The organism is Streptomyces sp. NPDC034111 (assembly GCF_055575375.1).
Map to the genome: position 1 here is coordinate 69,112 of NZ_JBVIST010000027.1, position 20,011 is coordinate 89,122.

22 protein-coding genes are annotated in these 20,011 nt (G+C 70.5%); 11 read left to right on the plus strand and 11 right to left on the minus strand.

Going from position 1 to position 20,011, the window contains the following annotated elements; all coding sequences use genetic code 11:
- Positions 1-35 precede the first annotated feature (35 nt).
- From ACZ55A_RS35185 to ACZ55A_RS35195, 3 genes are read left to right on the plus strand one after another with little or no spacing between them, the layout of a single operon-like run.
- A complete protein-coding gene (locus tag ACZ55A_RS35185; RefSeq protein ID WP_468848912.1) occupies positions 36-710 on the plus strand; it encodes an urease accessory protein UreF in 675 nt (224 codons plus the stop codon).
- 34 nt (positions 711-744) lie between these two features.
- Entirely contained in the window at positions 745-1,440 is a 696-nt protein-coding gene (gene ureG, locus ACZ55A_RS35190; RefSeq protein ID WP_468848914.1) for an urease accessory protein UreG, read from the plus strand.
- The gene (locus tag ACZ55A_RS35195; RefSeq protein WP_468848916.1) at positions 1,437-2,273 is read left to right on the plus strand and encodes an urease accessory protein UreD; all 837 of its coding nucleotides are present in this window, start codon (positions 1,437-1,439) and stop codon (positions 2,271-2,273) included. Before ureG ends, ACZ55A_RS35195 begins: the two co-directional genes overlap by 4 nt.
- Before the next feature lie 3 nt (positions 2,274-2,276).
- On the opposite strand, the gene ACZ55A_RS35200 is transcribed toward ACZ55A_RS35195, so the two are convergent.
- The 4 genes from ACZ55A_RS35200 to ACZ55A_RS35215 form a co-directional block, all read right to left on the minus strand.
- Positions 2,277-2,651: a roadblock/LC7 domain-containing protein gene (locus ACZ55A_RS35200; protein ID WP_468848918.1), complete on the minus strand. Its 375-nt coding sequence runs from the start codon at positions 2,649-2,651 to the stop codon at positions 2,277-2,279.
- Positions 2,652-2,740: 89 nt separating this feature from the next.
- Positions 2,741-3,121, minus strand: coding sequence for a roadblock/LC7 domain-containing protein (locus tag ACZ55A_RS35205; RefSeq protein ID WP_468848920.1), 381 nt, complete (start codon positions 3,119-3,121; stop codon positions 2,741-2,743).
- A 70-nt stretch (positions 3,122-3,191) separates the two neighbouring features.
- Positions 3,192-4,043, minus strand: coding sequence for a hypothetical protein (locus ACZ55A_RS35210; RefSeq protein WP_468848921.1), 852 nt, complete (start codon positions 4,041-4,043; stop codon positions 3,192-3,194).
- Positions 4,044-4,087: 44 nt separating this feature from the next.
- On the minus strand, positions 4,088-4,471 hold the full coding sequence (locus ACZ55A_RS35215; protein WP_468848923.1) for a hypothetical protein: 384 nt from the start codon (positions 4,469-4,471) through the stop codon (positions 4,088-4,090).
- Between the two features lie 537 nt (positions 4,472-5,008).
- Here ACZ55A_RS35215 and ACZ55A_RS35220 point away from each other — a divergent pair.
- The gene (locus ACZ55A_RS35220; RefSeq protein WP_468848924.1) at positions 5,009-6,646 is read left to right on the plus strand and encodes an alpha/beta hydrolase; all 1,638 of its coding nucleotides are present in this window, start codon (positions 5,009-5,011) and stop codon (positions 6,644-6,646) included.
- Positions 6,647-6,712: 66 nt separating this feature from the next.
- Here the strand turns inward: ACZ55A_RS35220 and ACZ55A_RS35225 are convergent, their stop codons facing one another.
- Complete coding sequence (locus tag ACZ55A_RS35225) at positions 6,713-7,534, minus strand: TIGR02452 family protein (protein WP_468848925.1); 822 nt, start codon at positions 7,532-7,534, stop codon at positions 6,713-6,715.
- 239 nt (positions 7,535-7,773) lie between these two features.
- Between ACZ55A_RS35225 and ACZ55A_RS35230 the strand changes: the two genes are divergently transcribed.
- Together ACZ55A_RS35230 and ACZ55A_RS35235 are read left to right on the plus strand one after the other, a co-directional pair.
- A complete protein-coding gene (locus tag ACZ55A_RS35230; RefSeq protein WP_468848927.1) occupies positions 7,774-8,433 on the plus strand; it encodes a hypothetical protein in 660 nt (219 codons plus the stop codon).
- A gap of 187 nt (positions 8,434-8,620) precedes the next feature.
- The gene (locus tag ACZ55A_RS35235) at positions 8,621-9,082 is read left to right on the plus strand and encodes an SSI family serine proteinase inhibitor (protein ID WP_468848928.1); all 462 of its coding nucleotides are present in this window, start codon (positions 8,621-8,623) and stop codon (positions 9,080-9,082) included.
- Positions 9,083-9,152: 70 nt separating this feature from the next.
- On the opposite strand, the gene ACZ55A_RS35240 is transcribed toward ACZ55A_RS35235, so the two are convergent.
- The 5 genes from ACZ55A_RS35240 to ACZ55A_RS35260 all read right to left on the minus strand — a co-directional run bounded on the left by ACZ55A_RS35240 (position 9,153) and on the right by ACZ55A_RS35260 (position 13,656).
- Positions 9,153-9,311, minus strand: a complete 159-nt coding sequence (locus ACZ55A_RS35240; RefSeq protein ID WP_468848930.1) for a hypothetical protein — start codon at positions 9,309-9,311, stop codon at positions 9,153-9,155.
- Between the two features lie 103 nt (positions 9,312-9,414).
- On the minus strand, positions 9,415-10,374 hold the full coding sequence (locus tag ACZ55A_RS35245) for a cytochrome c oxidase assembly protein (RefSeq protein ID WP_468848932.1): 960 nt from the start codon (positions 10,372-10,374) through the stop codon (positions 9,415-9,417).
- Positions 10,375-10,479: 105 nt separating this feature from the next.
- Complete coding sequence (locus tag ACZ55A_RS35250) at positions 10,480-11,505, minus strand: 6-phosphofructokinase (protein WP_468848934.1); 1,026 nt, start codon at positions 11,503-11,505, stop codon at positions 10,480-10,482.
- A 155-nt stretch (positions 11,506-11,660) separates the two neighbouring features.
- Positions 11,661-12,389, minus strand: coding sequence for a type 1 glutamine amidotransferase (locus ACZ55A_RS35255; protein WP_468848936.1), 729 nt, complete (start codon positions 12,387-12,389; stop codon positions 11,661-11,663).
- A 28-nt stretch (positions 12,390-12,417) separates the two neighbouring features.
- On the minus strand, positions 12,418-13,656 hold the full coding sequence (locus ACZ55A_RS35260; RefSeq protein WP_468848937.1) for a MurT ligase domain-containing protein: 1,239 nt from the start codon (positions 13,654-13,656) through the stop codon (positions 12,418-12,420).
- 186 nt (positions 13,657-13,842) lie between these two features.
- Between ACZ55A_RS35260 and def the strand changes: the two genes are divergently transcribed.
- Entirely contained in the window at positions 13,843-14,412 is a 570-nt protein-coding gene (def, locus tag ACZ55A_RS35265; RefSeq protein WP_468848939.1) for a peptide deformylase, read from the plus strand.
- A gap of 102 nt (positions 14,413-14,514) precedes the next feature.
- Here the strand turns inward: def and ACZ55A_RS35270 are convergent, their stop codons facing one another.
- Positions 14,515-15,162 carry a TetR/AcrR family transcriptional regulator gene (locus ACZ55A_RS35270; protein WP_468848941.1) on the minus strand — a complete coding sequence of 216 codons (648 nt, stop codon included), beginning with the start codon at positions 15,160-15,162 and terminating at the stop codon, positions 14,515-14,517.
- A 173-nt stretch (positions 15,163-15,335) separates the two neighbouring features.
- Here ACZ55A_RS35270 and ACZ55A_RS35275 point away from each other — a divergent pair, with 173 nt between their 5' ends.
- The 4 genes from ACZ55A_RS35275 to ACZ55A_RS35290 all read left to right on the plus strand — a co-directional run.
- A complete protein-coding gene (locus ACZ55A_RS35275) occupies positions 15,336-16,562 on the plus strand; it encodes an acyl-CoA dehydrogenase family protein (protein WP_468848943.1) in 1,227 nt (408 codons plus the stop codon).
- 320 nt (positions 16,563-16,882) lie between these two features.
- A complete protein-coding gene (gcl, locus tag ACZ55A_RS35280; protein ID WP_468848944.1) occupies positions 16,883-18,664 on the plus strand; it encodes a glyoxylate carboligase in 1,782 nt (593 codons plus the stop codon).
- 56 nt (positions 18,665-18,720) lie between these two features.
- Positions 18,721-19,560 (plus strand): TIM barrel protein, encoded by an 840-nt coding sequence (locus ACZ55A_RS35285; RefSeq protein WP_468848945.1) that lies wholly within the window; start codon positions 18,721-18,723, stop codon positions 19,558-19,560.
- Positions 19,561-19,628: 68 nt separating this feature from the next.
- The coding region (locus tag ACZ55A_RS35290; protein ID WP_468848947.1) for an NAD(P)-binding domain-containing protein at positions 19,629-20,011 on the plus strand (383 nt) is incomplete at its 3' end.

Sequence of the window (20,011 nt, forward strand, 5' to 3'; positions counted from 1 at the left end):
CCGATGAACACCCCGACGCACACCCCGGACCGCCGATGAGCCGCGCCGCGCTGCTCGTCCTGGCCGACGGCCGGTTCCCCGCCGGAGGGCACGCCCACTCCGGCGGTGCCGAACCGGCCGTCGCGGCGGGACGTATCAAGGACGCCGCCTCGCTGGAGGACTTCTGCCGGGGGCGGCTGCACACCGCGGGGCTGGTCGCGGCGGGGCTCGCCGCCGCTGCGACGGCCGGCTGCGATCCGCTGCTCCTGGACGAGGCCGCGGATGCGCGTACGCCGGTGCCCGCGCTGCGGCAGGTCGCCCGGCGGCTGGGCCGGCAGATGATGCGGGCGGCCCGCGCGACCTGGCCGTCGGCGGAGCTGGAGGCGCTGGCGGCGGCCCGCCCGCGGGGTGCGCATCAGCCGGTGGTGCTGGGCCTGGCCGCGCGGTCGGCCGGGCTGGTGCCGCTGGATGCCGCGTATGCGGTGGCGTACGAGAACATCAGCGGCCCGGCCACCGCCGCCGTCCGACTGCTGAGCCTGGACCCGTTCGACGCCACCGCCGTACTGGCCCGCCTTGCCAGTGACGTCGAACAGGTCGCGCAGCAGGGCGCCGAGGCCGCGCAGCGGGTGGCCGCCGAAGGGGTGGGCGTACTGCCCGCCGTTTCGGCGCCGCTGCTCGACATCACCGCGCAGCAGCACGCGGCCTGGCCGGTCCGCCTCTTCGCCTCCTGACCCGCACACCTCCCACGCACACCACGGAGCCCGTATGCACCTCGATCACCAGGACACCTTCCCCGAGCGGTACACCTACAGCGCGGCCGCGCCGGTCCGTTCGGACGGCACCCGGCGTGCCCTGCGCATCGGGCTGGGCGGGCCGGTCGGCTCGGGCAAGACCGCCACCGTCGCCGCGCTGTGCCGTGCGCTGCGCGAGGAGCTGTCCCTCGCGGTGGTCACCAATGACATCTACACCCGCGAGGACGCCGCATACCTGCTCCGCGAGGCGGTCCTGCCCGCCGAGCGGATCACCGCGGTGGAGACCGGCGCCTGCCCGCACACCGCCATCCGCGACGACATCTCCGCCAACCTCGAGGCCGTCGAGGACCTGGAGGAGGCTGTCGGTCCCCTCGACCTGGTCCTGGTCGAGTCCGGTGGCGACAACCTCACCGCCACCTTCTCCAAGGGCCTGGTCGACGCCCAGATCTTCGTCATCGACGTCGCCGGCGGCGATGACATCCCCCGTAAGGGCGGCCCCGGCGTCACCACCGCCGACCTCCTGGTCATCAACAAGACCGACCTCGCGCCCTACGTCGGCTCCGACCTGGAGGGCATGGCCCGCGATGCCAAGGCCCAGCGCGGCGAGTTGCCGGTCGCCTTCACCAGCCTGAAGACCGAAGGCGGCGTCCAGCCCGTCGCCGACTGGGTCCTGGCCCGCCTGACCGACTGGACCACGGGCCCCGTATGACCCTCGCACCCCCGGAAACCACCCCGGAGCACCCCGGACCCACCGCCGCGGGCGTACACGCCACCGCCCGGATCGTCGGGCGGACCGACGCCACGGGCACCACCCGGCTGCCGGTCCTCGACGGCGACGGCCCGTTTGCACTGCGCCGTCTCCGCGCCCATGGACAGCAGGCCCGGGTCTGCCTGGTGGGCGCCATGAGCGGCCCGCTCGGCGGCGACCGGCTGGCCATCGAGGTCACCGCCGAGGCAGGTGCCGCACTGCGTTTCACGACCGCCGCGGCGACCGTCGCGCTGCCCGGCCGGTGCGGCGGGCCCGCCACCTACGACGTACGGCTGACGGTCGGCGACGGGGCACGCCTCGACTGGCTGCCGGAACCGCTGATCTCCGCCGCGGGCAGTGATCTGCGGATGACCACGACCGTCGAACTGGCCCCCACCGCACGCCTGGTGCTGCGCGAGGAGCAGGTCCTGGGCCGCACCGGTGAGCAGCCGGGCGCGCTGCGCAGCCGGCTCACCGTACGCCGTGCCGGCCGCACCCTGCTCGACCAGGAGACGGCATACGGGCCAGGCGCCCCCGGCTGGGACACCTCCGCGGTGCTGGACGGCCACCGAGCGGTCGGTCAACTCCTCGTCATCGACCCGCAGTTCGAGGAGGTGCCGACCGAGGTGGTGCTGCTCGGCGGGGCGGCGGCCGGGCGGTCCGGCGACGGCGAGGGGCAGGGCGTACTGGCCCCGCTCACCGGCCCCGCGGCCCTGGCCACCGCCGTCGCACCGGACGCCCTGCGGCTGCGGCGCCTGCTGGACGAGGCCGCCCGCGGCGCCGCCGCCGGATGAGGCTCAGACCTCCAGCTCGGCCTCCACCCGCGCCAGGCGGTGGCGCGCCAGTGCGAGGTTGGCGCGCTTGCGGTCCAGCACCAGGTAGAGGAAGAGGCCGCTGTTGCCCTTGCCGGTCACCGGACGAATGATGTGGTACTGCGCGGTCAGGGTGATAAGCATGTCCTCAATGGCGCCCTGGAGTTCCAGCATCTCCATGGTGCGCATCTTCGCCCGTACGACGTCGGTATTGCCGGCCGCGGCGATATTCAGATCCAGCGCCTGGTTGTCGCCGAGGGTGGCCAGTGCCATACCGCTGGTGTAATCGACCAGGGCGACGCCGACGGCGCCTTCGATGGTGGACATCGCGTCGGCGAGGGCGGTTTCCATTTGAGCCATGACGGTTCAGACCTTTCGGTTCTTCGCAGATATTTCTGAGTGGCAGATGCCGCTGGGGCCGGGAATTCCCGGTGCGGGCGGACGCTGAATTACTGGCGCGGGGGTGCGTCGACGAGCGCGCCGATGCGCTCGGCCGCCCGCCTGGCCTGGAGATGGAGCCGCCCCACATTGGTATCGGGGCCGGTCACGGCCGTGAGGACCGCCCGGCGGCCGGCCGAGTACGCCGCGATATAGCCGTGGGTGCCGCGGGTCAGGGATTCCTCGAAGGCGCCCTGCCCGGTCGCCTCGGTGAGGCGCTTGGCGACCCCGATGGCCGCCGCGGTGAGGGCGGCCAGACCGTCCGGTTCGATATCCGGCAGATCGTGGGCGATCACCATGCCGTCCACGCTCGCCACCATCCCGCCCTGGAACTGCCGTATCTGATCGCGCAGCGCATGTAATTCATCCCGTATCCGGGGTTCGATCGTCATCAGTCTCCTTTTTGCCATGCGCCTTCTGATGGCGCGCCTCATGCCGTGCACGGTGTTCGCACGCAAGGGTTCACAGGTTTTCCTCCAGAGCCGTACGCAGGCGGATGAGGAGGGCGATGTCCGGGTCGGCGGTATCGAGCAGTCCCGGTACCGGTAGGTGCCAGGTCGGGGGACGGCGCCCTTCGGCGGCGGGCGGGGGGTCGCCGTCCAGACTGGCGCCGGGCCGCCGCCGGGGGAGCCCGCCCGCCGCTGCCGGCATACGGACCAGACCGGCCGCGGCCAGCCGGCGGACGTCGAGCAGCGTCAGGAACGCGGACTGGCCCAGTACCCGGGCGAGTTCGTACGGGGTGTGCCGTCCGTCGGCGTGGGCCAGCAGCCGGCGTTGCCGGCCCGTGGTAGGGGCCTCGTCGCCCGCGGGGACGGGGATGACGGGGGAGGTGTCGACCGCCGCCCAGGGGCGCAGCCGGTCCAGCAGTGCGCGGCGGCGGGCCGTCGCCTGCTGGAGGGCGGCGGCGCTGATCGGGCGCACCACGCCCAGCCAGTGCCCGGTCCCGGGGGTGAAGGAGGTGGCCTCGGGCGGCAGCGGCAGGGTGAAGAAGGCGGCGTCGAGCAGCGCCGCGAGATGGCAGACCTCCAACTCGCCCTGGGTCAGCCAGCCCTCGCTGACCAGGAACTGGCCGCCCCGCCGCTGCGGCCCCGCGGTTTCGACGGCGCACCGCCAGCCCTGCGGCGGTATCTTTCCGGCCGCGCTGAGCCGTATGTCGAGCCCGGGTGCGGCAGCACCCTCGACGCAGGTCACCGCGCCGTCGAGAAGGTAGATACAGCCGTGCGGGCCGCGCAGGGCGCCGGTGACGCGCTCGGCGGCGAGCCGGTCGAGCAGTCCCGCCGGGGAGGGCGGGGGAGGAGATATGGGCAGGCCCATGGCGGTTCCCTAACCGTTGGTGCGAGGTGGCGGAGCCGTGGCGGTCAGGGTGCGACCAGCTCCGCGGCCAGCTCGCGCAGCCGCAGCCGGGCCACGGCGAGATTCGCCTGCGTACGGTCCAGCCACAGGTAGAGGTAGGTCTGGCTGTCGAAGGCGGTGTGCACGAAACGGATCAGGTGGTAGCTGTCGGCAGCCGTGATGATCAGGTCCTCCAGCGCGGGGCCGCCGGCGCCCGTGGTGTCGAAGGTGGCGTTGCGGGCCACCGCCTGGACGACATCGGCGGTGTCCGCGGCGGTCGCGTCATGGTCGCCGTGCGGTGCCTGTCCTGCGGTGCCGAGCGTGAGGCCGCTGGTCCAGTCGATCAGTCCGGCGCCCAACACGCCCGGGATCCCCATGGCTTGGGACAACACCTGATCGATACCCGGCACTTCGGTACTCCTTCGCGGCGGCTTGGACGGGGCGTGAAAACGCCGAAGCCCTCCCCTGTGGCAGCGCGTGGGAGAGCCTTCACGGAAGGTTACTGAAGGTGTGCGACTGGCACATGCCTCCTGGGCAGGTCCACGGCAATTGACGTGTTCTCGCCCCTCGATGGTGCTCGGGAAGCCAACGGGGCGGCGTCGCGCCCCCTCGGGCCACCCTCTGCCGGCCCGCGCCACGACGTCGCGCTGAACGGCTGCGTTGCTCGTCAACTGCCGTTTGGCCGCCCCGCGTTGAGAGTCCCGCAGCATCGGCGCGACCCGGCGCAACACCTGCGGCCGCCGATCGCTCGGTTTGGCTGAAAGAAGGAGGTTCCACCGCGATGTCCGGCCGTTCCCCACCCGCAACCCCAACGCCCCAAAACCTACAGCTTGGTAAAGAATTGCCGGTCAAACCTGTTCAGGAGGGGACGACAGACGACAGGATCCCCCCGTAGGCCTGTGATCACCGCCGCCACAAGTGGCGCCCAAGCAGGGGGAAACAACCACGTGAGAAGAAAAACAGCGCTCGGCGCCGCCGGCACCCTGGTGACCGGCGCGCTCCTCACCGGAGCGATAGCCGCCACGCCCGCCAGCGCGGGCGAGCACCCGAAGAGCGGAAAGGCCGAAGCGCGCGGTGTCCAGACCGCCGCCGCACGCGCGGCCAAGAAGGGCATCGACTGGCAGAACTGCCCCGCGGACTGGGGCCTCAAGCCGCCCGTCCAGTGCGGCTACGTCACCGTCCCGGTCGACTACGCCCGGCCCAACGGCCGTACCATCAAGATCGCCGTCGACCGGGCGGTCAGCACCGGCAGCAAGCAGGAGCGCCAGGGCGCCCTGCTCTACAACCCCGGTGGTCCCGGCGGTTCGGGCATGCGGTTCCCGACCCGCATCACCAACAAGAACCCGCTGTGGGCCAAGACCGCCAAGGCGTACGACTTCGTGGGGTTCGACCCCCGCGGCGTGGGCCACTCGGCGCCCATCTCCTGCATGGACCCGCAGGAGTTCGTCAAGGCCCCCAAGGCCGACCCGGTGCCGGACAGCGAGGCCGACAAGCGTGCCCAGCGCAAGCTCGCCAAGGAGTACGCGAACGGCTGCGCCGAGCGCAGCGGCGCCCTCCTGCCGTACATGACCACCGCGAACACCGCCCGCGACCTCGACGTCATCCGCGCCGCGCTCGGTGAGAAGAAGCTCAACTACCTGGGCGTCTCCTACGGCACCTACCTGGGCGCCGTCTACGGAACGCTCTTCCCGAACCATGTCCGCCGGATGCTCGTCGACAGCGTCGTCGACCCGTCCCGGGAGAAGATCTGGTACCAGGCCAACCTCGACCAGGACATCGCCTTCGAGACCCGCTGGGGCGACTGGAAGAAGTGGGTCGCCAAGAACGACGCCACGTACCACATCGGTGACACCACCAAGAAGGTCCAGGCGGCCTGGGAGCAGCTGCGGGCGACCGCCAAGAAGAACCCCATCGGCGGCGTCGTCGGCCCCGCCGAGCTGACCGGCTTCTTCCAGAACGCGCCCTACTACGACTCGATGTGGACCACCGTCGCCGAGGTCTGGAGCGCGTACCGCTCCGGGGACAGCAAGCCGCTGGTGGAGAACGCCGGACCGAACCTCAAGGACACCGCCGGCAACATCGCCTCGGAGAACGGCAACGCGGTCTACACGGCCGTCGAGTGCACCGACACCAAGTGGCCCACCAGCTGGCAGAAGTGGGACCGTGACAACACCCGCATCCACCAGCGTGCGCCGTTCATGACCTGGTCCAACGCCTGGATGAACCTGCCCTGCGCCACCTGGCCGGTCAAGCAGCAGCGACCGGTCGAGGTCAAGACCGGCAAGGGCCTGCCGAGCGTGCTGATCGTGCAGAGCACCCGTGACGCCGCGACTCCGTACGGCGGCGCCGTCGAGCTGCACAAGCGCTTCCAGGGCTCCCGCCTGATCACCGAGCGGGACGCCGGTTCGCACGGTGTCACCGGCCAGGTCAACCCCTGCATCAACGACCGGGTCGACGCGTACTTCGTCGACGGCAAGATCGACGCCAAGGACGTGACGTGCGCTCCGCACGCCACGCCGCAGCCGGCGAAGTCGACGGCCAAGGCCACCGCCAAGGCCGCCGCCGACCTCCCGTCCGTGCGGTAACACCGGGCACCAACAGGAACAGGGGCGGCCGGAATCCCTCGGGATCCCGGCCGCCCCGCCGTCTTCTCAGCAGAACACCTCGGTGAAGGCCGCCCTGGTCGGGGAGTCCTCCCGGCGGTCCAGCACGGCGAACACCACACGGTCGAACCAGCCCGCGCACCGGCCCCCGTCCAGCAGGGCGGTGGCGAACGCCCGTGCCACATCGGACGGTTCATTACGGAACACTCCGCAGCCCCAGGCGCCGAGCACCACCTGACGGTGCCCGCTCACCGCCGCGACCTCCAGCACCCGCTCGGCCCGCGCGGTCAGCGCCGCCGGCACCCGTCCCGCCTCGGCCGGACGCTGTCGTGCGATCACCCCCGCATTGGGCGCCGCGGCCGTCAAGAAGCCCGCCTCGTACGGGACGTCGAGCAGCACACCCCGGTCGTCACGGAACACCGGCACACCGGGGGAGAGGATCACCCGGTCGCTGTAGAACGGGCTGGGATCGGCCCGGTGGGCCGCATAGAACTCCGGCACCTCGCGCACACAGCTGTAGAGCGCCGACCCCCGGCACAGCGCCTCCTCCTGCGCCTGCGCGCCGTTGAGGTAGCCGCCGCCGGGATTCCGCGCCGAGGCGAAGTTCAGCACGGCCGTCGGTCCGCCACCGGCCTCGGCCAGCCGCCGCCCCGCCGTGAGACTCCCTTCCCCCGTCACCTCGAACACCGTCGCACCGGCAGTGGCCGGGGCATCGAGGGGCACCGGCTCCGGCCCGTACATCCGGGTCCCGGCCCGCGCCCGTTCGACCGCCCCGCCGATCTCCACCAGCCGTCCACCGGGCGCACGGTACGTCCCCGCCGCCACGATCCGTTCCGTCTCCTGCGCCATTCCACGCAGCCGGGCACTCATCGTCGGTACCCCCCTATCCACTCACTCATAGTGATCAAAGTACGGGCGGGCGGCGCCCCTCGCGACCCGATTACGGTTCGCCGACGGCACACGCGGAACTCCCGGACCCCTCGGCACGCTCCCTTTGGCATCTGCGGACAACTTTGAACTCCCCCTGAACAAGGCGGCATTGGCGCACCGTACTGCCCAGCGACCGAGCCTGCACCCAGGGTTCTCAGGCCGAAGGACAGGAGCCATACATGTCCCGCAAGAGAAGAGTGACCCGTCGGCAGAAGATCATTGTCGGGGTCAGCGCCGCGGCGCTGGTCGGCGGCATCGCGATCGTCACGACGGGCACCAGCCAGGCATCGGTGGCGTGCGACGGACTGGCCACCGCCCTGAGCAACAACCAGAAGTTCATCGCCGATCAACAGGCCCATCCGGACGCGCAGTCGGCGGCGCGGATCGCCAACCGACAGGCCGTGATCAAGGAGATCCAGGTCAAGCAGCGGGCCGCCGGCTGTAGTGAGGGAGCCGGCGGCGGTCAGGCCGCCAGTGCTCCGCCGGCGGGAAACGAGCCGCCGGCCTCCGGTGCCGGCGCCCCGCCCGCCGCCGAGCAGCCGCCAGGCTCCGGCGACGCCTCCGCCTCGGGGGCCCCGCCCGCCGCCGACGGCGATGTCGTCTGCCCCGGCTCGACGGTGACCCTCTCCGGCGAAGGCGGAGCACCGGCCGCCTCCAGCGACCAGTTCCCCACCGGCACCAAACTGAAGGTGACCAACCTGGACAACAACAAGTCGACAACCGTGTCCGTGACCTCGGCCTCCGGCAGCTGTGTGCTGCTCAACAACGCCGCCTTCGAGGAGGTACGTGAAGAGGGCAAGTTCCTGATCCGCCGCGCCCGCATCGAGCGCGTGGGTTAGCTCCGGTCCGGTGGCCGGCGACGGAGCCGCCTCCTCCGTCGCCGGCCACCCTGTTCCATGTGCCGGGAACTGCCCGCCTGGGGCACGTATGTACCCGGCCCGAACGGGCGACAGTGCGGCGTGGCCGCTTGTGCGCGGGGGAGATGCGAGGTGGCCTGGAGCCACCCAGCGCTCCCAGGAGACATCGATGCCCGACAGCCGTCGACGCCGATTCACCCGTGCCGCCGTGCCCGGCGCGGTACTCGCCACCGTGTCCGTGGCGCTGGCCGGTACGCTCTGCCCCGCCCCGGCAGGCGCCGCCGAGCCCCAGCCGCCGGCCGTCACCGACCCGCAGCCGCCGCCCACCAGCGATCAGGGCCTGCTGCTGACGGTGTCCGGGGACCGCGACACCTGGGTCCGTGGTGTACGGCTCAGCTGCCCGGACACCCATGGCAGACATCCGCATGCGCTCGCCGCCTGTGACGCGCTGACCTGGGCGCGCGGCGATCTGGACGCGCTGCCCGGCGATCCACACACCTGCACCAAGCAGTACAACCCGGTGACCGTCAGCGCCACCGGCACCTGGCGGGGCGGGCAGGTGAACTGGCGCAAGGAGTTCCCCAACCTCTGCGTGATGGACTCCGCCACGGGCCCGGTCTTCCGCTTCTGAGGACATCCACCGCCGCATCGGCGCGCCCGCGCTCCCGCCCGACCGTGCCCGCCGCGCTCCCGCCCGCGGGTCAGACCGGGCGCGCCGCCCAGATGCCGATCGTCACCAGCGCCAGCACCACCCAGGAGAGCCAGAGCCAGCCATCGGCGCCCATCGCGACGGTGTAGGCGGTGGCCACCACCAGCCCGCTCACCGTCAGCACGGCCATCGTCCTCGCAGATCCAGGCATACCCGCAACCTCCTCCTGCGCCGGCCGCGCGCCAACACCACGGGCCGCGGCCATGGGACCATCGTCCCCGGCCACGGCCCGTACCGCCAGACGTCGACCGCCGTCACTGCCCCCGTGCGTTGAGCGAGGCGAGATAGGCGTTGTAGTCGGCAAGGTCCTTGTCGCCGTTGCGGTCGGCGGCCCGGTCCGCGCGCTGCGACTGACGCGCCTCGGACTTGTACCACTGGTAGACCAGCGCGATCAGCACGACCACGGACGGGATCTCGCTGAACGCCCAGGCGATACCGCCGGCCGCCTGCTGGTCGGCGAGCGCCTCGATGCCGAGCGAGGCCGGCGGGTTCACGAAGGTGCCGACCATCGGCTCCGAGGCCATCATCAGCGCGATGCCGAAGAACGCATGGAACGGCATGCCCGCGAACAGCTCCAGCATCCGCATCACATAGCCCGGCCGGTGCGGCCCCGGGTCGACGCCCATGATCGGCCAGAAGAAGACCAGGCCGACCGCGAGGAAGTGCACCATCATCCCGATGTGCCCGGCACGGGACCCCATCAGGAAGTCGAACAGCGGGGAGAAGTAGAGGGCGTAGAGGCTCGCGATGAAGAGCGGGATGGTGAAGGCGGGGTGGGTGATGATGCGCATGTAACGGCTGTGCAGGAGCGCCACCAGGAGTTCGCGCGGCCCCTTGCGCCCGCGCCCGGCGGCCGGCAGCGCACGCAGCGCCAGCGTCACCGGCGCGCCGAGCAGCAGCAGGATCGGCGAGAGCATGCTGATGACCATGTGCTGGACCATGTGCACGCTGAACATCGCCATGCCGTAGTCGTTGAGCCCGGTGCACATCACCAGCGCCACCGTCACGACTCCCAGCGCCCAGGCGACGACCCGGCCCATCGGCCACTGGTCGCCGCGCCGCCGCAGCCGGACGACCGCCCAGGCGTACAGCCCGAGACCCAGCAGGCAGCCGACGAGAAAGACCGGATCACCACCGAACTCCAGGCCCCGCGCGAGCGTGAACGGCGGCAGATCCATGTTCATGCCGTCCATGCCGTGCCCGCTGTGATCCATCCGCTCGCTCCTGATTCGTACCAATGCTCCGGCGACAAGACTAGAACCGCCCCCGGCCATGGCGGTGGCCGGGGGCGGTTCGTGGAGCGGTGAACTACCGCCGGCTCACAGCACGCACTCGGCCTCGTCGTAGCGCTCCGCGGGCACCGTCTTCAGGGTCTCCACGGCCTCGGCCAGCGGGACCAGCGTAATGTCGGTGCCGCGCAGCGCGGTCATCATCCCGAACTCCCCGCGGTGTGCGGCCTCGACGGCGTGCCAGCCGAAGCGGGTGGCGAGCACCCGGTCGTACGCGGTCGGGGTACCGCCGCGCTGGACATGGCCGAGGATGACCGGGCGGGCCTCCTTGCCGAGGCGGTTCTCCAGCTCGACGGAGAGCTGGCGGGCGACGCCGGCGAACCGCTCGTGCCCGTACATGTCCTTGCCGCCGACGTCGAAGGACATGGTGCCCTCGCGCGGCTTGGCGCCCTCGGCGACCACCACGATCGCGAACTTCTTGCCGGCCTCGAAGCGCGCGGAGACCCGCGCGGTGAGCTCGTCGATGTCGAAGGGCCGCTCCGGCACCACGATCGCGTGCGCACCGGCCGCCATGCCCGAGTGCAGCGCGATCCAGCCGGTGTGCCGGCCCATCACCTCGACGATCATCACCCGCTGATGGGATTCGGCGGTGGTCTTCAGCCGGTCCAGCGCCTCGGTGGCGACGCCCACCGCGGTGTCGAAACCGAAGGTCACGTCCGTGACCGCGATGTCGTTGTCGATGGTCTTCGGTACGCCGACGATCGGCAGCCCGGCGTCCGACAGCAGCCGCGCCGCCTTCAGCGTGCCCTCGCCGCCGATCGGGATGATCGCGTCCAGGCCCAGCTCGGTGACGTGTCCGCGGGCCCGCTCGACACCGTCGCGCAGATGGGCCGGCTGCACCCGGGACGACCCGAGGATGGTGCCGCCGCGCGCCAGGATGCCGCCGACGGCGTCGAGGTCGAGCTTGCGGTAGTCGCCCTCCAGCAGGCCCTTCCAGCCATCGCGGAAGCCGATCACCTCATCGCCGTGATCGGCGGTGGCGCGGTGGACGACGGAGCGGATGACGGCGTTCAGACCGGGGCAGTCGCCGCCGGAGGTGAGTACACCAATACGCATTGCTCGAAAAACCCTCTGCAACTCAACCGGGGGCCCGGACCCCGTCGTCCGGTTGGATCCCGCTCACCCTACAAGCGCGGGGCCGCTGGGCATACGTACGCCCGCAGTGCGGGACTGCGGGCGTACGAAAAGCAGAGAAAGAGGGTGAAAACGACTTACGCGGGCTGGGTGGCCGCCGCGATCCGCTCCTGGCGCAGCGCCTCGTACCAGCGGTCGTCCACCGGAGGCAGCGCATTGACATCCAGCGCCAGCTTGATCAGCAGATCGGCGATGTGCGGATTGCGGGCCATCACCGGACCGTGCATGTACGTGCCGAAGACGGTGTCGTTGTACGCGCCCTCGAAGCCGTCACCGACGCCGTTGCCCTTGCCGAACCGCACCTTGGCGAACGGCCGGGCGGTCTTGCCCAGATGCGTCACGCCCTGGTGGTTCTCGAAGCCGGTCAGCGGCGGCAGGCCCAACTGCGGGTCGATATCGGCCAGTACGTCACCGACGCAGCGCTCGCCCTCGCCACGGGTGGACACCACGTCCAGCAGCCCCAGGCCCTGCTGCCGCTCACCCAGGTCGTTGATGAACTCATGACCGAGGATCTGGTAGCCCGCGCACACCGAGAAGACGATCGCGCCGTTGGAGACCGCGCGGGACAGGCCGCCGTCCCGGATCAGCCGCTCCGAGGCCAGCCGCTGCGGCCGGTCCTCACCGCCGCCGATCAGATAGATGTCGCCGGAGGTGGGGATCTGCTGGTCGGACCGTACGTCCAGACGCTGCACGTCCAGACCGCGCTGACGCGCCCGCCGCTCCACCACCAGGGCGTTGCCCTGGTCGCCGTACGTGCTCAGCAGATCCGGGTAGATCCACACCAGGCGCAGGCTGTTGTCGCTCATTCTCGCTCGTCCTTGTCCGTGCATCACGTCAGTTGCCTACTCGCCGGCGCAGGTCCTGGAAGGCGGTGTAGTTGGCGATGACCTCGATCCGGCCGGGCGGCGCCAGCTGCACCGCCTCGTCGAGGCTCTCGCACACCTGGAAGTCGAGGCCCGCCACCTCCAGCCGCACCGCCAGATCCAGCTTGCGGTCGCCGAGCACGAAGATCGGGTGCCCGGCCAGCCGGGTGTAGTCGACGTCCCACAGCCAGGAGGTGTCCGTGCCGTCCGCGCCGCGCGCATTCACCGACATGATCACCGGGGTGGGCGGCGGGTCGATCAGCGAGAAGGTCTCCAGCCAGCCGGCCGGGTTCTTCGCCAGCAGCAGCCGCAGCTCCCGCTCCATGAACGTGACCACGTCATAGCGCCCGGCCACCGCCTGCACCGAGAACATCCGCTCCAGAGCCACCTGCGGCGGCACCCCGAAGGCGGCGGCGACCGCGGCGGAGGTGGTGGCATTGGCCTTGTTGGCGCGGCCCGGCAGCTGGAGCTTGATCGGCCAGGCGCTGCCGTGCGGGTCGAGGACATGGTCGCCGGACAGCGCCCAGCTCGGCGTGGGGCGGCGGAAACCGCACTCGGCGCAGAACCAGTCGTCGCCGGGGCGCTGCATCACACCACCGCACGAGGGGCACGACCAGGCGTCGTCCTTCCACTCCTGCCCGGCCGCGACCCACACCACGTTCGCGGACGACGAGGCCGCCCAGACGATCAGCGGGTCGTCCGCGTTGGCCACGATCAGCGCCTTGGAGCCGGCCAGGCCCTCGCGCCACTTCTCCGCCAGCATGCGGGTCTCGGCGGCGCGGTCGAGCTGGTCGCGCGAGAGGTTCAGCAGCGCTATGGCCTTCGGCGTCACGTCCCGGGCCACACCGGCGAGGTACTTCTCGTCCACCTCGATGACGCCGTACTTGGCGTCCGAGCCGCCGGCCAGCGCGGAGGTGATACCCGCCGGCATGTTGGCGCCGAGCGCGTTGGAGACCACCGGACCGCTGGCCCGCAGCGCCTCGGCGATCAGCCGGGTGGTGGTCGTCTTGCCGTTGGTCGCCGACACCAGGACGACGTCCAAGTGCCCGGCCAGCCGTGCCAGCAGGTCGGGGTCGAGCTTGAGCGCCACCCGGCCACCGATCACCGATCCGCTGCCGCGGCCCGCCGCGCGCGATACCGCCGCCGCGGCCTTGCCTGCCGTCACGGCCAGCTTGGCCCGCGGCGACAGCGGCTCCGTGTTGCCTGCCATCGTCCTTGATCCTCCTTGCATCCGGCGCCCGCCTGTCGTGAGGCTGCCGGTGGAACGCCCCCTCCGCAGCCGATGACCGGCCGGAGGCTTCGGTCGAGGAGCAGCCTATCGAGATCCTGCCTCGGGCCCGAACCCCGCCACCCGTGCGGCGACATCCCGTGCGCACCGGACCGTACGCTTGGCCCCATGCGTCCCCGCACCATCCCCGGCAGTTCCGGCCGTCCCCGCCCGCTGCGTCTGCTCGGCGATCCGGCCTTGACCGGGCCCTGCCAAGAGGTCACCGCCTTCGACGACGGGCTGGCCCGGCTGATCGAGGACATGTACGCCACGATGTACGCCGCGCACGGAGTCGGCCTCGCCGCCAACCAGATCGGCGTCCCGCTCCGGGTGTTCGTCTACGACTGCCCCGACGACGAGGACCGGCGCCATCTGGGACATCTGGTCAACCCCCGGCTCGTCGAGACCGACGGACCGGTCATCCGCGGGCCCGAGGGCTGTCTCTCACTCCCCGGCCTCGAGGCCGGCACCCCGCGCCACGACCAGGCCGTGGTCACCGGCTTCAGCGTCACCGGCGAGCCGAGGACGGTGACCGGCACCGGCTTCTTCGCCCGCTGCCTCCAGCACGAGTGCGACCACCTCGACGGCGGGCTGTACGTGGACCGGCTCACCGGACTGCGCCGCCGGCGGACGCTGCGCGCGGCGGCCAGGGCCCCGTGGGCGCGGGCCCTGGGGGACAGCGCCCCCTCGGTCACGTGACGACCCTGGGAATACCCACCCGCCCCACCACGTTGTGGCCCCACAGGGGGCGCTCGCATCCCCTACGGGATCCGTTCGCCCACCCCTTAAGGCCCAGGCCCGCTAGAACCCGGGGCCGTTCTCCCGGTCCTTGACCGCGGCCAGCTGGCCCCACAGCAGATCGGTCAGCTGCGTCACCAACTGCTCGCGGGAGCAAGGGCGTTCGCGCAGCCACCAGTCGCCGGCGCCGTGCATCATGCCGACGATGCCGTGCCCCCAGACCCGTGCCGTCAGGTCGGCGCCCGGGCCCAGATCGAGCCGGTCGGTGATGACCTTGGCCAGCTCCTCGCCGAGCCGCCGCAGCAGCGGGGCGGAGTGCCGTCCCACGTCGAAGCCGGACTCCGAGGCGTTGTCCTCCTCCGACGGGTGCATCAGGAAGCGGTAGACCTGCGGGCGGGCCTCGATCGCGAGCAGGTAGGCGTCGAGGGTGGCCTCGACCCGGTCCCGGCGCAGCACCGGTGCGTCCAGCGCGGTCCGCAGATTGGCCAGCAGGGCGTCGGTGTGCCGTACGGCCAGCGCCCGGTACAGCCCGCCCTTGTCACCGAAGTGCCGGTAGAGGATCGGCTTGGTGATGCCCGCCTCGGCGGCGATGGCGTTCATCGAGGCGTCCGGGCCGTCGCGCAGCACAATGCGCTCGGCGGCCTCCAGGAGTTCCCGTCGTCTGCGCTCGGTGGCCGATTGTCGACGGCCGCTGTGCTGTGTGCTCTCCATGGTCGTGCTCCCCACCCATTGTGAATCCGTGGCGCTGGCGCAACGTAACACCCGTTCTTGGCCGTGAATTCGTCCCCAGGGGAGTTGACATCACCTACTGGCCAGTAACACACTGCACGTTACCGCTAGTAACATCTGTACTGCCTGCATCACTGTGCATCACTGGAGGGGACATGGCCGAGTTCACCATGGAGCTCAATGACGAGCAGAAGGAAGTCCGTGACTGGGTTCACGGCTTCGCTGCTGACGTCATACGGCCCGCCGCCGCCGAATGGGACGAGCGCGAGGAGACCCCCTGGCCGGTGATCCAGGAAGCCGCGAAGATCGGCCTGTATTCGCTCGACTTCTACGCCCAGCAGTTCTTCGACCCGACCGGACTCGGCATCCCGATGGCCATGGAGGAGCTGTTCTGGGGCGACGCGGGTATCGCCCTGTCCATCGTCGGTACCGGTCTGGCCGCCGTAGGGGTCATGGCCAACGGCACCGAGGAGCAGATCGGGACCTGGGTGCCGCAGATGTACGGCGACGTGAATGACGTCAAGGTCGCCGCCTTCTGCTCCTCCGAGCCGGACGCGGGCTCCGACGTCGCCTCGATGCGCACCCGGGCGGTCTACGACGAGGCCAAGGACGAGTGGGTGCTCAACGGCACCAAGACCTGGGCCACCAACGGCGGCATCGCCAACGTCCATGTCGTCGTCGCGGTCGTCGACCCCGACCTGGGCTCCAAGGGCCACGCCTCCTTCATCGTCCCCCCGAACACCCCCGGCCTCGCCCAGGGGCAGAAGTTCAAGAAGCACGGCATCCGGGCCTCGCACACCGCCGAGGTGGTCCTGGAGGACGTACGGATTCCCGGCCACTGCCTGCTCGGCGGCAAGGAGAAGCTCGACGAGCGCCTGGCCCGGGCCCGCGAGAAGGTCAAGGCCGGCGGCGAGAGGGTCAAGAACGCCGCGATGGCCACCTTCGAGGCCTCCCGTCCGGCGGTCGGCGCCATGGCCGTCGGCACCGCCCGCGCCGCCTATGAGGAGGCGCTGGAGTACGCCAGGACCCGCGAACAGTTCGGCCGCCCGATCATCGACAACCAGGGTGTCGCCTTCCAGCTCGCCGATATGCGCACCCAGGTCGACGCGGCCCGCCTGCTGGTCTGGCGCGCCTCCTGGATGGCGACCACCGGCAAGCCCTTCACCTCCGCCGAGGGCTCGATGTCCAAGCTCTTCGCCAGCGAGGTCGCCAAGAAGGTCACCGCGCAGGCCGTACAGATCCTCGGCGGCAACGGCTTCACCCGCGAATACCCGGTCGAGCGGATGCACCGCGATGCCGCCATCTACACGATCTTTGAGGGTACGAGCGAGATCCAGCGGCTGGTGATCGCCCGGACCCTGTCGGGGATGCCGATTCGCTGACGCACCGTCAATCCCCGCACCGCCGCCGGTGCTCACGACATCAAGGTGATGTCGAGGGCACCGGCGGCGGTTTGTTGTGCGCCTGAACGGGCGCCCTCCCCAGTCGCCCCCCGCTGCGTATCGGGCAGCCGTCCGTACGCGGCTTCCGCATGCCCGTACGCCGGTCCGTGCGCCTCGCTCACCAGGCACCTCTTGACGGGTGGAACGCCGAGCCTTACTTTCCTTCCATAAAGCAAAACATTGATTCCGCGATGTGGAAAATATAGAGCCTCCGGCCCCTGGCTGGAGCTGCCCGTGACAGGTCGATGCAGGAGTACTCGATGCCTCGAATGACAGCCGCCCGTGCCGCGGTGGAGATCCTCAAGCGTGAGGGCGTCACCCACGCCTTCGGAGTGCCCGGCGCCGCGATCAACCCGTTCTATGCGGCGCTCAAGGGCGCCGGCGGGATCGACCACACGCTCGCTCGCCATGTCGAGGGCGCGTCGCACATGGCCGAGGGCTACACCCGGACCCACCCGGGCAACATCGGCGTCTGCATCGGCACCTCAGGACCGGCCGGCACGGACATGATCACCGGGCTCTACTCCGCGATCGGTGACTCGATCCCGATCCTGTGCATCACCGGCCAGGCGCCGACCGCGGTGATCCAGAAGGAGGACTTCCAGGCCGTCGACATCGCCTCGATCGCCAAGCCGGTCACCAAGGCCGCGACCACGGTGATGGAGGCCGCCCAGGTCCCCGGCGTCTTCCAGCAGGCCTTCCATCTGATGCGCTCCGGACGCCCCGGCCCGGTCCTGATCGACCTCCCCGTCGACGTCCAGCTCACCGAGATCGACTTCGACCCCGAGACATACGAGCCGCTGCCGGCCTTCAAGCCCACCGCGACCCGCGCCCAGATCGAGAAGGCGCTCCGGTTCCTGCTGGAGTCCGAGCGTCCGCTGATCGTCGCCGGCGGCGGCATCATCAACGCCGACGCCTCCGATCTGCTGGTCGAGTTCGCCGAACTGACCGGCACTCCGGTCGTCCCCACCCTGATGGGCTGGGGCATCATCGCCGACGACCACGAGCTGAACGCCGGGATGGTCGGCCTCCAGACCTCGCACCGCTACGGCAATGCGAACTTCCTGGAGTCCGACTTCGTCCTGGGCATCGGCAACCGCTGGGCCAACCGCCACACCGGCAAGCTGGACGTCTACACCCAGGGGCGTAAGTTCGTCCACGTCGACATCGAGCCGACCCAGATCGGCAAGATCTTCGCCCCGGACTTCGGCATCGCCTCGGACGCCAAGGCCGCGCTGGAGCTGTTCGTCGAGGTGGCCAAGGAGCTCAAGGCCGCGGGCAAGCTGCCCGACCGCAGCGACTGGGCCGCCGCCACCCAGGAGCGCAAGGCCCAGTTGCAGCGCCGTACGCACTTCGACAACATCCCGATGAAACCGCAGCGCGTCTACGAGGAGATGAACAAGGCCTTCGGCCCGCAGACCCGCTACGTCACCACCATCGGCCTCTCCCAGATCGCCGGCGCGCAGATGCTGCACGTCTACAAGCCGCGCCACTGGATCAACTGCGGTCAGGCCGGTCCGCTCGGCTGGACCATTCCGGCCGCGTTGGGCGTCGCCACCGCCGACCCCGAGACGCCGGTCGTCGCCCTCTCCGGCGACTACGACTTCCAGTTCATGATCGAGGAGCTGGCGGTCGGCGCCCAGCACCGGATCCCCTACGTCCATGTCCTGGTGAACAACGCGTACTTGGGCCTGATCCGCCAGGCGCAGCGCAACCTCGACATCAACTTCCAGGTCAACCTGGAGTTCGAGAACATCAACTCGCCGGAGCTCGGCGTCTACGGCGTGGACCACGTCAAGGTCGCCGAGGGGCTGGGCTGCAAGGCCATCCGGGTCACCGACCCGAACGAGCTGGGCGCGGCCTTCGAGCAGGCCAAGAAGCTGGCCGCCGAGTACCGCGTCCCGGTCGTCGTCGAAGCCGTCCTCGAGCGGATCACCAACATCTCGATGAGTGGTTCCGACATCGCCAGCGTCAACGAGTGGGAAGAGCTCGCGACCGAGCCGGGCCACGCACCCACCGCGATCAAGGCCCTCAAGAGCTGATATCGCCCCGTAGAACAGAAAAAAGAATCCACTATACGGAAGGAGTGCTCGGTTTCATGGGTTTCTCGGACATGCGCTTCAACGTCAATCTGTCGATGCTGTTCACCGAGCTTCCGTTGTTGGAGCGGCCGGCGGCCGCGCGGGCGGCGGGTTTCACGGCGGTGGAGCTGTGGTGGCCGTGGGTGGATGCCCCCACCCCGGAGCGGGCGGAGCTGGATGCTTTGCGGGCGGCGCTGGACGATGCCGGTACGCGCCTGGTGGGGCTGAACTTCTATGCGGGGCAGTTGCCGGGGCCGGACCGGGGTGCGCTCTCGGTGCCGGGTGAGGAGTCGGCGCGGTTTGCTGCGAATGTGCCGGTGGCGGTCGCCTTCGGCGCGTCGCTGGGCTGCACGGCCTTCAACGCCCTGTACGGCAACCGCGTCGAGGGGGTGGAGGCTGCCGTGCAGGATGAACTGGCGCTGGAGATGCTGGCGTTGGCTGCGCGTGCGGTCGCCGAGGTCGACGGCACGCTGCTGATCGAGGCGCTCAACCGGCCCGAGTCGCCGCGCTGTCCGCTGGTGAGCGCGCCGAAGGCGGTCGAGGTGGTGGAGGCGGTCAATGCCGCGACCGGGCTGGACAACGCCCGCTTTTTGATGGACCTCTACCACCTGTCCATGAACGGTGAGGACCTGGCGCAGGTCATCGACCGCTACGCGGAGCGGACCGGGCATGTGCAGATCGCCGACAATCCGGGCCGCGGCGCCCCCGGCACCGGAACGCTGCCCCTCGAAGACCTTCTCGCCCGCCTGCACAAGGCTGGTTATGAGGGCTGGGTGGGGCTGGAGTACAAGCCCGGTGAGCGCTCCAGCGCTGAGGCCTTCGACTGGCTGCCCGCCCAGGCCCGCGCCGCCCACTGAGCGCCACCCATCGACATCGCCCTACCCCGCAGTTGAGAGACGTCACACGGCAGTTGAGAGAGGCACTGATGAGCAACCTTCCCAAGATCGCCTGGATCGGTCTGGGCATCATGGGCTCGCCCATGTCCGAGAACCTGATCAAGGCCGGCTACGCCGTCACCGGCTACACCCTGGAGACCGACAAGCTTCAGCGTCTGGCCGCCGCAGGCGGCAAGGCGGCCGGCTCGATCGCCGAAGCCGTCCAAGGCGCCGACGTCATCATCACCATGGTGCCCGCCTCCCCCCACGTCGAGGCCATCGCCTACGGCCCCGAGGGCATCCTGGCCCACGCCCAGCGCGGCGCCCTGCTGATCGACATGTCCTCCATCACCCCGCAGACCTCCATCGACCTGGCCAAGGCCGCCGCCGACAAGGGCATCCGCGTCCTGGACGCCCCCGTCTCCGGCGGCGA